12 protein-coding genes are annotated in these 13004 nt (G+C 54.0%); 8 read left to right on the top strand and 4 right to left on the bottom strand.

Going from position 1 to position 13004, the window contains the following annotated elements; genetic code table 11:
* Positions 1 to 35: 35 nt before the first annotated feature.
* Together ABS784_RS03515 and ABS784_RS03510 are read left to right on the top strand one after the other, a co-directional pair.
* The gene (locus ABS784_RS03515; RefSeq protein WP_023633828.1) at positions 36 to 950 is read left to right on the top strand and encodes a R2-like ligand-binding oxidase; all 915 of its coding nucleotides are present in this window, start codon (positions 36 to 38) and stop codon (positions 948 to 950) included.
* A gap of 47 nt (positions 951 to 997) precedes the next feature.
* Complete coding sequence (locus ABS784_RS03510; RefSeq protein ID WP_052524465.1) at positions 998 to 2233, top strand: AAA family ATPase; 1236 nt, start codon at positions 998 to 1000, stop codon at positions 2231 to 2233.
* A gap of 69 nt (positions 2234 to 2302) precedes the next feature.
* On the opposite strand, the gene ABS784_RS03505 is transcribed toward ABS784_RS03510, so the two are convergent.
* Positions 2303 to 3814 (bottom strand): response regulator transcription factor, encoded by a 1512-nt coding sequence (locus tag ABS784_RS03505; protein WP_023633830.1) that lies wholly within the window; start codon positions 3812 to 3814, stop codon positions 2303 to 2305.
* A 322-nt stretch (positions 3815 to 4136) separates the two neighbouring features.
* On the opposite strand from ABS784_RS03505, the gene ABS784_RS03500 reads away from it, so the two are divergent.
* Positions 4137 to 4670, top strand: a complete 534-nt coding sequence (locus tag ABS784_RS03500; RefSeq protein ID WP_131872153.1) for a MogA/MoaB family molybdenum cofactor biosynthesis protein — start codon at positions 4137 to 4139, stop codon at positions 4668 to 4670.
* 288 nt (positions 4671 to 4958) lie between these two features.
* On the opposite strand, the gene ABS784_RS03495 is transcribed toward ABS784_RS03500, so the two are convergent.
* Together ABS784_RS03495 and ABS784_RS03490 are read right to left on the bottom strand one after the other, a co-directional pair.
* Positions 4959 to 6617 carry an acetate--CoA ligase gene (locus tag ABS784_RS03495; protein ID WP_119877883.1) on the bottom strand — a complete coding sequence of 553 codons (1659 nt, stop codon included), beginning with the start codon at positions 6615 to 6617 and terminating at the stop codon, positions 4959 to 4961.
* A gap of 303 nt (positions 6618 to 6920) precedes the next feature.
* Positions 6921 to 7271, bottom strand: coding sequence for a hypothetical protein (locus ABS784_RS03490; protein WP_011232232.1), 351 nt, complete (start codon positions 7269 to 7271; stop codon positions 6921 to 6923).
* A 180-nt stretch (positions 7272 to 7451) separates the two neighbouring features.
* Here ABS784_RS03490 and ABS784_RS03485 point away from each other — a divergent pair, with 180 nt between their 5' ends.
* Both ABS784_RS03485 and argH read left to right on the top strand, forming a co-directional pair.
* Positions 7452 to 8672 carry an argininosuccinate synthase gene (locus tag ABS784_RS03485; RefSeq protein WP_011232231.1) on the top strand — a complete coding sequence of 407 codons (1221 nt, stop codon included), beginning with the start codon at positions 7452 to 7454 and terminating at the stop codon, positions 8670 to 8672.
* Positions 8673 to 8734: 62 nt separating this feature from the next.
* Positions 8735 to 10114 (top strand): argininosuccinate lyase, encoded by a 1380-nt coding sequence (gene argH, locus ABS784_RS03480; protein ID WP_021322121.1) that lies wholly within the window; start codon positions 8735 to 8737, stop codon positions 10112 to 10114.
* 86 nt (positions 10115 to 10200) lie between these two features.
* Here the strand turns inward: argH and ABS784_RS03475 are convergent, their stop codons facing one another.
* Positions 10201 to 10647 carry a universal stress protein gene (locus ABS784_RS03475; protein ID WP_021322122.1) on the bottom strand — a complete coding sequence of 149 codons (447 nt, stop codon included), beginning with the start codon at positions 10645 to 10647 and terminating at the stop codon, positions 10201 to 10203.
* A 112-nt stretch (positions 10648 to 10759) separates the two neighbouring features.
* Here ABS784_RS03475 and ABS784_RS03470 point away from each other — a divergent pair, with 112 nt between their 5' ends.
* From ABS784_RS03470 to ald, 3 genes are all read left to right on the top strand, one after another.
* On the top strand, positions 10760 to 10900 hold the full coding sequence (locus tag ABS784_RS03470) for a hypothetical protein (protein ID WP_011232228.1): 141 nt from the start codon (positions 10760 to 10762) through the stop codon (positions 10898 to 10900).
* A gap of 96 nt (positions 10901 to 10996) precedes the next feature.
* The gene (locus ABS784_RS03465; protein ID WP_011232227.1) at positions 10997 to 11761 is read left to right on the top strand and encodes an SDR family oxidoreductase; all 765 of its coding nucleotides are present in this window, start codon (positions 10997 to 10999) and stop codon (positions 11759 to 11761) included.
* An 88-nt stretch (positions 11762 to 11849) separates the two neighbouring features.
* The gene (gene ald, locus ABS784_RS03460) at positions 11850 to 12968 is read left to right on the top strand and encodes an alanine dehydrogenase (protein ID WP_011232226.1); all 1119 of its coding nucleotides are present in this window, start codon (positions 11850 to 11852) and stop codon (positions 12966 to 12968) included.
* Positions 12969 to 13004 lie beyond the last annotated feature (36 nt).

Here is a 13004-nt window from a genome sequence, read left to right as displayed (position 1 = left end):
TTTCCTAATAGAGCATTTCAAGGAGGGAGATCACGATGGTCCATCACGATGGATTTCAAACGGTGAAAGGAACGATCGATTGGGAGCATCCGATGTACAAATTGTATGAAAAAGCGAAGCGGAACGGGAAATGGAACCCGGCGGACATCGATTTCAGCCAAGACAAAGAAGATTTCGCGCGTTTGACAAGCGAAGAAAAGATCGCGGCGCTGCCGCTCGTTGCCGGCTTTTCCGCCGGCGAGGAGGCCGTGACGCTCGATATTTTGCCGATGACGAACGCCCTCGCGCGCCAAGGGCGGCTCGAAGATGTGATGTTTTTGACGACGTTTATGCATGATGAGGCGAAACATGTCGAGATGTTTTCCCGCTGGCAGCAGGAAGTCGGCATCGGGGCCATGGACTTGTCCGTCTTCCATAACGACCATTATAAACGCATTTTTTACGAAGCGCTGCCGGAGGCGATGAACCGGCTGTACACCGACGACTCGCCGGAAGCGGTCATCCGCGCCGCCACCGTCTACAACATGATCGTCGAAGGGACGCTCGCCGAATCGGGCTATTACACGTTCCGGCAAATTTACAAAAAAGCCGGGCTGTTCCCAGGGTTGCTCCAAGGGATCGATTACTTGAACATGGACGAAGGCCGGCACATTCAGTTCGGCATTTATACGATCCAACGGCTCGTCAATGAAAACGAACGATATTATGAGTTGTTCATCCGCTATATGGACGAATTATGGCCGCATGTCGTCGGCTACGTCGCCTATTTGACCGAGCTCGGAAAGCGCCAGCAGCAGCTCGCCCGCACATATGCGCTCGAGATCGACTACGACATGCTGAACAACTATGTCGTCAAACAGTTCAACATTCGCAAAAAACAAATCAGCCGAGCGAAACGGTATGACAGCGTCGAGGAGCTCGAAAAAACGTTGAGTGAGGCGGAACGCTGAAAACCAGCGGGGGAGCGGCTGTTTCCGCCACCAACAGGGGGATGAAGATGGCTGAACGTTTGAGAAGAATCGTTGCTCTTTCTGTTGTAACCGTTTTGGCTGCCGTTGTTGGCTGGCTTTTGGGCGGCGCTGGCCGGGCGGCGGCAGAAGGACAGGAACCGTCCGGATTTGTCATACATGCAGATAAAGTGGTTGGGACGATCGATTTAGGCGGAATCATTCTCAAAGCGCCGGTCGTTTTAACGGGAGATATGCCCATCGCCTTTATTCAAGCGAAAATATACGGGATGACATTGACGAAACAACAAACGATGGCGGGGCACACTGTGTCGTTTACGTTCCATACCGATCAAGTTGCGCGGACAAAATGGATGAAAATGAGAGTGAAAAAAATGGAAATCGGCGGTCTGTGCATGGATGGCGTGCCGCTTGTCGAGCAATGTTTGAAAGATGTAACGGTAGTCGCGACAGAACTGACGGCGGATGAGCTTGTCATTCCGCAGTTATCCGCTGCTGCGGCGTTCGGAACGGCTTCAGTGGATGAGGGCAGCTCGATGAAATCGAATGGGGGCCAACCGCCAGAGACGTCAACGGAAACCGATCAGCCGGCTGCGCCGTCATCAGGAGAAAAGCCAACCGCGCCATCGGAACCGAGCGCATCGCCGGATGAACCATCTTCCGCTGCGCCCAGTGGGCCGACGAATGGAAGCAGCAATGGGGCGGGGGACGGAAACGATCCGCCATCCGTAAAACCGGCACCTGAGAAAGAAGGGACGCCATCGATCCCAACTGCTCCTGCCGAGCAGCCGTCAACCATCACCCTTCCATCGCTTGACCCGGCGGGCGGGTTGATCGAGGAAGTGAAAGAAGAACAGAAGAAAACAAGCGAGCTGATTGACCAAATCAGCGATGTGGTGCAATCCGGGGTGAGCGGGAAGACGCTCGATGGCATCGAGCAGATGATCCGCAACCAGACGGAGCAGCTGACTGAACAGCTGGCACAAATCGATGCCATCTGGCAGCAGACAAATGAACAGTTGAAAGACATGCAGCAGGAGTTAAAGGAGCATAAGCCGCCGGATGGGACGGGGAGCGGACAACGGCTGCCGACGCAGGAACTGCCTGCGCCGCTTTCCGATGCGGGAGAAGAGAAGGGGATGATCGAACAGGTGTCGGAACGCATTCAACAGTATAAAGCGCAGCTTGAACAGCTTGAGGAAGTGAAACAACAGCTCGAACAACAGAAAAATGAGCTGAAACGCTGGCTGCGGGCGCTGCCATAAAGCGCGGGGACGCGCCGCTGTCAAGAGGCAAAAAAAAAAGCGGCGCGCTCTTTTTTCCGCGCCGGCGCTTCAAATAATGCCGTCGCGGATCGCTTTCACAATGGCTTCCGTCCGATTTTTGGCGTTCATTTTTTGCAAAATGGCCGATACATAGTCGCGCACCGTATACTCGCTCAAATGGAGCCGCTTCGCTGCTTCATACGTGGACGCCCCTTCGGCGACGAGCTTCAGCACCTCGATTTCCCGCGGCGACAAGTGCGGCACTGATGGAACGAGCTCCGGACGGCCTCCGTTGAATTTCGCCAGCACTTCGCCGGCGCTTTGGCCGAATTTCATGACCGCGGTGAAAATGTCGCTCGATAACGTGAAAGGTTGCCCGGGGCCTTGATCCAAAATGGCTGCACCGATGAGCCGGTTTTCCGATGGAGCGTAAATCGGAGCGATGACGATCGATTCGAGCTGGAATTGTTCCACATATTTCGCCGGCAACCCTTCCGCTGCATCAGACAAGTAAATGGGCGGAACGTTCGCCATATGATTGCCAAGCAATTGCAGCTGCTGCACGTACTGTTTAATGAGCGGCAAGGCATTAATGTCCTCGCGAATGCTTTTGATTTGATCGATGTCCAGTTTGTATCCGTAAAGTCCGAATCCGCTTTCATTGACACTCGAGTAGGCGAACAGTGCGCATCGTTCAAACGGCAAATAGGAGACAAAACCGGAGGAAATGTATTCCACCGCCTGCTGCAATGATTTCGCACGCATGATCAACCGGTCAAATAAAATGACGGCATCTTTCCAAAGCTGGTCTTGTTTCGTTTGCTCAAGCGCCATTCCCCCGGCGTGAAACAATTCGAACGAATGAAGGAGAAACGGAAGAACTTGGTGATCCGCTTCATCTGTGCAAAATAGGAAAACGCTTTCTTCCCATGGAAGCGGAATGACGCGTTTCTTTCCCCTCGCCTTTGGCATATAGGCAAGCAGCTGTTCACCCAAGGAAAAAATGGTGTCAGCCCCCATCATGTGGACGTCTGTCGGCAGCCACTCTGCTTCTCCGTATAGTTTTTTGACGTAAAAGCGGCCGTCCGCCTTGTCCAGTTCGGCGATCCAATGGATGGGCATTTGTCTCGAGACGGCAAGCTGTTCCAAAAACCGACCGATGTCCGGCTGGTTGTCGACCGTTGGGGAAAAAACGGCCTCATACATTTTGGAAAACAAATATTGAACGGCTTGATGGTCATGAAATGTGCTGCCGGGGATGGCTTGAACGACTTCGTGCACCGCATTTTCGAGCATCGTAAAGACAAACGTCATTTTGTTGGACGGCGAAAAACATGAATGGCTGCGCCATGCTTCACCGATCGTTTTCAGCCATTCGCGCGCCTCGCCATTCGCTTCCGTCATGTGTTTGGAAAGCAGTTCAATGGCCGCTTCAAGTGAATGGGCCGCGATATGCTGCTTTTTCTTCAATTCGCCTAATTTTTCATTCCAGCGGGCTGCGATCGATTCGCGGTGCCGTCCGATGACCGCCATCCCATCTTGCAAAATGGCCTGTAGCTTTTCACTTAGCGTACGATGCACCGCTTTTCCCTCCTTTTGCCGACTTGTCCGTTATCCATGAGTGGACAATTGCGTTTTTCTCTATGTGTTAATATTATAACAATTCTGTCTATTATATAACAAATAGTTTTATCCGAAAGTGTACAAAAAAGACGGCCGCCCGAAAACGGCCAGGCGCGCCTTCGGGACAGCCGATTGGTTGTCTTGTGGAGTGTAGGCGGAAGACATCGATTTCACGATGGGGTCTTTTCCTTTCGTTTCGCCAGCGAGAAGCAGCCGGCAAGAGTTGGGTAATTTTTGCTATACTATAGCCAACAACACAATGACAAAAGGAGATGAGGGAATGAGCACAGCTGTCCATAAACAAGAAGCTCCCCAAACCGTCCGCTGCAAAGTCATCACCGTCAGCGACACGAGAACGGAGGAAACCGACCAAAGCGGCCGGCTGATGATCGAGCTGCTCACGGAAGCCGGGCATGAGGTCGTCGGCTATGAGATCGTGAAAGACGAAGCGGACGCCATTCGCGAGGCAGTGCTTGACGGCTGCCGCCGCCTTGATGTTGATGCGGTGCTCACGAACGGCGGCACCGGCATCGCCAAGCGCGACGTGACGATCGAAACGGTCGGCGCATTGCTTGAGAAAGAACTCGTCGGCTTTGGCGAGCTGTTCCGCTTCCTAAGCTACACCGAAGACATCGGCCCGGCCGCCATGCTGTCGCGCGCCGTCGCCGGCGTGGCAATGGACACCGCCGTCTTTTGCACTCCCGGCTCCACCGGCGCTGTGCGCCTCGCGATGACGAAGCTCATTTTGCCGGAGTTGGGGCATGTGGTGAGAGAGATTCGGAAGGATAGGGAGATGCAGCGAAAGACGCTTTGACGAAAGGAGAGGATGAGCGGAAATGGGGGGCTGACCTAAAAGGTTGTTTTTTCTTAAACAAAACACAACACATCGTTTCTTCAAGATTGTTTTACGCCTACATATAGTTAAGAAAGGGTGTCCCGAGCCTTTTGGGACACCCTCCTCTTTGTTTTTTTGTATATTTTACCAAATGGAAGAAAATCCCGATTCTGTTCACCCCTGATTTGCGCCACCAAGGACAATTGCTTGTCCCTAGCAGCTTTTTTGAGAAGATTGTGGGCAGCACAAATCAGCCCTTTTCACTCGTCAAGCCTTGATTGACTTTTCCCTTTCTTGATTGCGCAGGATGAACCGCTGGATTTTTCCGCTCGGCGTTTTCGGCAATTCGGTGACAAATTCGACTTCGCGCGGGTATTCATGTTTGGATAAGCGCGTTTTGACGAACAAGGACAGCTCTTCGGCCAGCTCGTCCGACGGCGCAAAGCCTTCTCTGAGCACGACAAACGCTTTGACGATTTCCCCTTTGACGGGATCCGGCTTCCCGACGGCGGCTGCTTCGACGACAGCCGGATGCTCAAGGAGGCAGCTTTCAATTTCAAACGGCCCGATGCGGTAGCCGGCGCTCGAGATGATGTCGTCCGCCCGTCCTTGGAACCAGAAATACCCGTCTTCGTCTTTTGTCGCCAAATCGCCGGTCAAAAACCACTTGCCGACGAGCCGCTCGGCGGTTTTTTCAGGGTCTTTCCAATACCCCTTAAAGACGTTTGGGATCGAGTCGGTGTTAAAGGCAATTTGTCCGACTTCGCCGTCGGCGACTGGGGTTCCATTCTCATCGAGCAGGGCCACGTCAAAGCCCGGCAGCGGCCATCCCATCGAGCCTGGCCGGATTTCCATCTCGGCGGCGTTGAAGTTTCCGATCAGCATCAACGTTTCCGACAAGCCATAATGGTCATGGATCGTAACGCCCAAATGCTCTTGGAAAAAGCGGATGACTTCCGGATTGAGCGGCTCGCCGGCCGAGCTCATGGCGCGCACGTTCAGTTGATAGCGGCGAATGACGTCCGCGCCGGCCGCCGCCATCGCCCGATACGCGGTCGGGGCGTACGCGAAATTGGTCACCCGGTATTTTTCCATCAAGGAATAGCACGTCTCCGGCTTAAACGGCCCTTCGTAAAAGACGATCGGCACACCAAAGGCCATCGGCGCGAAGGTGCAAAAGATCAGCCCGTACGCCCAGCCCGGATCCGCCCCGCCGAAAAAGACATCGTCATCGCGCAGGCCAATCGCATAGCGCATATACGGATAAATGTTGATGAGCACGTTATGCGGCCACATGGCGCCTTTTGGCATCCCGGTCGAGCCGGACGTATACTGAATCGCGAGCAGATCGTCGACCGTCGTTTCTTCGATCGAGTGCTCAGTCGGCATCGATGAAAGCGTTTCCCAAAATGGCTGGTCTTGATCATGAGACGATCCGTCAATGACAAAAATGTGCTCCAATGTCGGCATGTTGTCCCGCGGCGGCAGTTTGGCGCGCTGTTCCTTGTTCGTCAAGAGGACTTTCGCCTCGGAATGGTTGATGCGATATTCAATCGCCTGCGGGCCAAACGCGGTAAAGAGCGGCACATACACGGCGCCGACTTTCCAAGCCGCCAAAATGTAGACGACAAGGGCCGGGTTTTTCGGCATCAGCGCGCAGACGCGATCCCCTTTTTTCACGCCCAGCTTGCGGAACACGTTCGCCATTTGGTTCGACCAATCGCGCAATTGCCGATAGGTGATCGTTTTTTGCTCTCCTAAAGCGTTTTCATAAAACAGCGCAATGCGATTCGGATCCTCGGCATACCGGTCGCATACTTCGTGGGCGGCGTTGAACCGTCCGCGCGGATCGCCGTCGTAGTGGGCGAATGCCTGATCCCAAGAAAACGATTGAATGATAGAAGCGGGTGATAGATGGTTGGCCATGTCTGATCCCTCCGTTGTGTGAAAAGGAGTCAAATCAATAATAATTGAAATAAAAATAAAATTCAATATATTTTTGGCGGATAATAAATGGAAATCGTTTGAGAAAGGGGATAGAATGAAAAAAGAGGAGCTCTCCAGCTTGAGTGCTCCTCTTCAATCGCCAAGAAAGCTTTCGTTTGCGACAGCGTATCCTTCGTCATCGCGGCGGAATCCGCCGCATCAATCCTCGATCTTCTCGTCAAAATTGTTGCGGCCGCATGGTTTGTCTGCCGTCTTCAAAAAGGGGACAAGCGGCATCGGCGCTCATTTGTTATGGGGTGTTATGGTTTTTCGACCCGCTTTTTTCCGTGTCGGCGATGAAACGGATGGAGCAATGCGATACCAAATCCATAAATCGTTGACGATCGAAGCGAGCTCGGCGATGTCAGCATTGAGCTGGCACGAGCGCGCAAAATCCGCTTCTTGGCCGAGCGCGTCTTGTTTTTCGTTGATTTCCCGCTCCAGTTCGGCGATGCGGTCGGGGATCAAGCCGCGGATCGTTTCCCATTCCAGTAAAATCGCCTCTTGTTCGTTTGGGCTGTAGTCCTCCCAAGGCTTGTCCAGATGCGGCAGGCGGATGCCGAGCCGTTTGTCTTCGATGAAGATGCCGTTCATCCTCATGGCCTCCTTTTCTTCTATTATACGAAACGTCCCCATAGAGCGTGGTGGAATTTTTATGCTTTTTCAGGAATACGTATTGAAAAATGATCCGAAAGCTGATAAAGTGATAATGTATTAAATTTGAATATTTATTTATGTTTAAGTATATTTATGTGACGAGAGAGGAGAACGACCATGGCAAATCCGAAATTGGTGCTGGCATACTCTGGTGGTTTAGATACATCAGTTGCGATCAAGTGGCTTCAGGAGCGCGGCTATGATGTGATCGCGTGCTGCTTGGACCTTGGCGAAGGGAAAGACCTCGATTTCGTGAAAGAAAAAGCGCTCAAAGTCGGCGCGATGAAATCGTACGTGATCGACGTCAAAGACGAGTTTGCGAACGAGTATGCACTCATCGCCTTGCAGGCGAACGCGTTGTACGAAGGGAAATATCCGCTCGTTTCGGCGCTGTCGCGTCCGCTCATCGCGAAAAAACTCGTTGAAATCGCCGAGCTTGAAGGCGCGGTGGCGGTGGCCCACGGCTGCACGGGGAAAGGGAACGACCAAGTGCGCTTTGAAGTGTCGATCAAAGCGCTCAATCCAGATTTGGACGTGATCGCCCCGGTGCGCGAGTGGAGCTGGTCGCGCGAGGAAGAAATCGAATACGCGAAAAAGCACGGCATTCCAATTCCGGTTGACCTTGACAGCCCGTTTTCCATCGACCAAAACTTGTGGGGACGAAGCAACGAGTGCGGCATTTTGGAAGACCCGTGGGCGGCGCCGCCGGAAGAGGCGTATGAGCTGACGGCTTCGCTTGAGAACGCGCCGGATGTGCCGGATGTCATCGAGATCGGCTTTGAACAAGGCGTGCCGGTGACGTTAAACGGGAAGGCGTATCCGCTTGCGCAATTGATTTTGGAGCTGAATGCGTTGGCCGGCAAGCATGGCGTCGGCCGCATCGACCACGTCGAAAACCGCCTTGTCGGCATCAAGTCGCGCGAAGTGTACGAATGCCCAGGGGCGATCACGCTCATTAAAGCGCATAAAGAGCTGGAAGACTTGACATTGGTGAGAGAAGTCGCCCATTTCAAACCGATCATCGAACAAAAAATCGCCGAAGTCATTTACAACGGCCTTTGGTTCTCACCGCTGAAAGACGCGTTGGTCGCGTTTTTGAAAGAAACGCAGAAAAACGTCACCGGCGTCGTGCGCGTGAAGCTGTTTAAAGGCCATGCGATCGTCGAAGGGCGCAAATCGCCGTTCTCGCTCTATGATGAAAAATTGGCAACATACACGTCCGAAGATGAATTTGACCATCAAGCGGCGGTCGGATTCATTTCGCTGTACGGCCTGCCGACGAAAGTGCACAGCATCGTGAACAAGCAAAACAAGGCGTCAGTGCCGACCGGCCAATGAAGGAAAATGAAGGGAACTTCATGAAAGGAAGGAGGAAGTCGCATTCCTCTGCGGCGAGATTCGTGAAAAAGCTTTGGGGCGGACGGTTTACGAAAACAGCGGAAGAATGGGTCGACGAGTTTGGCGCGTCGATCCCATTCGACCAAGAGCTCGTTGAAGAAGACATTGAAGGCAGCCTTGCCCATGTGACGATGCTTGGCGAATGCGGCATCCTGCCTGAAGGCGATGTAGAGCAGATCAAAGGCGGGCTCATCCGCCTGTTGGAAAAGGCGAAGCAAGGGGAGCTCAAATTTTCCATTGCCTACGAGGACATTCATTTAAACATTGAAAAAATGCTCATCGACGACATCGGACCGGTCGGCGGCAAGCTGCACACTGGACGGAGCCGGAACGACCAAGTGGCGACCGATATGCATCTATACTTGCGCAAGCGGGTTGAAGAGATTCTCGGCCTCATCCGCGGGATGCAGCGGGCGCTTGTCGCTCAAGCCGAAAAGCATGTCGAAACGATCATGCCCGGATATACGCATTTGCAGCGGGCGCAACCGATTTCGTTCGCCCACCATCTGCTGGCTTATTTTTGGATGCTCGAGCGCGACTATGAGCGGTTTTCCGAGTCGCAAAAGCGCATCAACCGCTCGCCGCTCGGCGCCGGGGCGCTCGCCGGGACGACGTTTCCGATCGACCGGCATCGGACGGCGGAGCTTTTGGGCTTTGCCGATATTTACGAAAACAGCCTCGATGCGGTGAGCGACCGCGACTTCATCATCGAGTTTTTAAGCAACAGTTCAATGCTCATGATGCACCTGTCGCGGTTGGCCGAGGAGTTGATTCTTTGGTCAAGCCAAGAGTTCCAGTTCATTGAGCTGGATGATGCGTTTGCGACCGGCAGCAGCATCATGCCGCAAAAGAAAAACCCGGACATGGCCGAACTCATCCGCGGCAAAACCGGCCGCGTGTACGGCCACTTGATGGCGCTCCTCACGGTGATGAAAGGGCTGCCGCTTGCTTACAATAAAGATATGCAAGAAGATAAAGAAGGCATGTTTGATACAGTAAAGACGGTCATCGGGTCGCTGAAAATTTTCACCGGTATGATTGAGACGATGAACGTGCGCACGGACGTGATGGAGCGGGCGACGAAACAAGACTTTTCAAACGCGACCGAGCTTGCCGATTACTTGGCCGCGAAAGGCGTCCCGTTCCGCGAGGCGCATGAAATCGTCGGCAAGCTCGTCTTGCATTGCATCGAACAAGGCGTCTTTTTGGCCGATTTGCCGCTTGACGTGTACAAAGAAGCGTCGCCGCTTTTTGAAGAAGACATTTATGACGCCTTGCACCCGCGCACGGCCGTCAACCGCCGCAACAGCGCCGGCGGCACCGGTTTTGCCGAAGTGCGCGCGGCGCTGGCGAAGGCGAAACAGTTGCTTAGCACCCCGTAACGGCGGGGTGTTCTTTTTTGACCGTCACATGTTTTCGCATCGGACAAGGAAGTTTTTCGGTCCATCTGCTTCATGTGACGAAGACATTATTCTTTCGGCGTCCTTACAACGAGCACATCGCATTTCGCATGGCGGACGATGTTTTCGGAAACGCTGCCGATCAAGAGCCGTTCGACAGCGTTTAAACCGGTCGCCCCGCAAACGATGAGATCGGCTTTGTATTTCGGAGCGACGTCTTTGGCGATTTTCACTTTCGGCGAGCCGAATTCGACCGCGATGTCCACATCGTCGAGCCCGGCGGCGATGGCTTCGTTTTTATACCGTTCCAGAAGTTCGTTCGCATATTGCTCCGACCGTTCGGCGAGGGCGTAATCGTGCGCTTCCACGGTTGTGAACCCGCGCAAATCGATGATGTGGGACAAAATGAGTTTCGCTCCGTTTCGCTTGGCGATTTGGATCGCTTTTTTCAACGCCCATTCCGCTTCTTTCGAGCCATCGACGGCGACGACGATCGTTTGGTAGGTCATGGTCATGTTCTCCCCTCCCTTTGGTTAAAAATGCTATCTCTATATATGGTATACCCATCGCCCTTTGACGAGAAACTAGGCCATATATTGAGATTTTGTGAACAGGGGAGGAAGAGCAATGGAAAAGCGGTATAACGACTGGCAGTACGATGAGGAGGAAGTGCGGACGATCACCGAGCAAATTACCGAGTCGTATGAAAGCGGCATTGTTGACGAGGATGAATCGTATTACGACCCGCGCCGCGAAGTCGGCGAATAGCCATAGCGCCTGCGCGTTATGGTTATTTTTTTGTATTCGCTCCGGTTTGTAGTAAAGTAAAAATGAGACAGCAAATCGCGACGAGGAGGGAGAAGGGTGCGGCACGCCTTGATTACGGCCGGAGCGAAAGGATTGGGGAGAAAAGTGACCGAGCTGCTGCTTGATAAAGGCTACTCGGTGACGGTGAACTACCGGAGCGATGAACAGGCGGTGCGCTCGCTTGCCGAGAAGTACCGCGGCGCCGCTGACCGCCTCCAGTTTGTGCAGGGAGATGTGACGGACAAAAACGATTTAGCGGCGCTTGTGGACGCCGCCATGGAGCGGTTTGGCCGCATTGACTGCCTCATCAACAATGCAGGGCCGTACATTTTTGAACGGAAAAAGCTGGCCGATTATACGGAAAACGAATGGTACGAAATGATTGAAGGCAATTTGAGCTCGGTCTTCCATTTAGTGAGAAGGACGATCCCGATTATGCGAAAACAACGGTTTGGCCGCATCATTACGTACGGATTTCAAGGAGCGGCGGATGCCCCGGGCTGGGTGCACCGTTCGGCGTTCGGCGCGGCGAAAGTCGGGCTTGTATCGCTGACGAAAACGATCGCCCTGGAAGAGGCGGAATATGGCATTACCGCCAATATGGTGTGCCCAGGCAATATTGTCGGCGCCATGAAAGAGGCGGGGATCGCCGACGCCCGCGCCAGGCGGGATGCGGAAACGCCGGTCGGACGCCCGGGGACTGGTGAAGATATCGCCCGCGTGATCGCGTTTTTATGCGAGGACGACTCGGATTTCATCACCGGCGCCGTCATTGACGTCACCGGCGGAGCGAACGTCATTTACCGCCACCTTTTCCGTTGAGAACAGCGCCTCCTCCTTTTTCGTTTGCTTTTGCGCGAAACGGGGCACAATAAAAGAAGAAGCGGGAAGGAAAAAGGAGGAAAAAGTAATGAAGATCGGCATTCCAAAAGAAATCAAAAACAATGAAAACCGCGTCGCCATCACTCCGGCAGGCGTGATGACGCTCGTCAAAGCGGGGCATGACGTGTATGTGGAGACGGAAGCCGGCGCTGGGTCGGGTTTTTCCGATTCCGAGTATGAAAAAGCCGGGGCAGTGATCGTGACGAAAGCGGAAGATGCCTGGGCGGCGGAGATGGTGTTGAAAGTGAAAGAACCGCTGGCTGAGGAGTTCCGCTATTTTCGCCCCGGATTGATTTTGTTTACGTATTTGCATTTAGCCGCGGCCGAAGCGCTCACGAAAGCGCTCGTCGAGCAAAAAGTGGTCGGCATCGCTTACGAGACGGTGCAGCTTGCGAACGGCTCGCTGCCGCTGTTGACGCCGATGAGTGAAGTCGCCGGCCGCATGTCGGTGCAAGTCGGCGCCCAGTTTCTCGAGAAGCCGCACGGCGGGAAAGGCATTTTGCTTGGCGGCGTGCCCGGGGTGCGGCGCGGCAAAGTGACGATCATCGGCGGCGGCACAGCGGGGACGAACGCGGCGAAAATCGCGGTCGGCCTCGGGGCGGACGTGACGATTTTGGACATTAACGCCGAGCGGCTGCGCGAGCTCGATGATTTGTTCGGCGACCAAGTGACGACGTTGATGTCCAACTCGTATCATATCGCCGAGTGCGTGCGCGAATCCGATTTGGTCGTCGGCGCCGTCTTGATCCCGGGGGCGAAAGCGCCGAAGCTTGTGACGGAAGAGATGGTGCGCTCGATGACGCCAGGCTCGGTGTTGGTCGACGTCGCCATTGACCAAGGCGGCATTTTTGAAACGACCGACCGCGTCACGACGCACGACGATCCGACATACGTCAAGCACGGCGTCGTCCATTACGCTGTCGCGAACATGCCGGGCGCTGTGCCGCGTACGTCAACATTCGCGCTTACGAACGTCACGATCCCATACGCCTTGCAAATCGCCAACAAAGGCTACCGCGCCGCGTGCTTGGATAACCCGGCGCTGTTAAAAGGGATCAACACGCTCGACGGGCACATCGTGTACGAAGCGGTCGCGGCGGCGCACAACATGCCGTATACGGATGTTCATTCGTTGCTGCAGGGATGAAACAATGAAGATGGAGCCGCCTTGATGGCGATGAGA

Source organism: Geobacillus sp. G4, assembly GCF_040327975.1.
Lineage (GTDB): Bacteria > Bacillota > Bacilli > Bacillales > Anoxybacillaceae > Geobacillus > Geobacillus thermoleovorans.
Note: the sequence above shows the minus strand (reverse complement) of the source record. Positions and strands in the feature narration are given on the sequence as shown.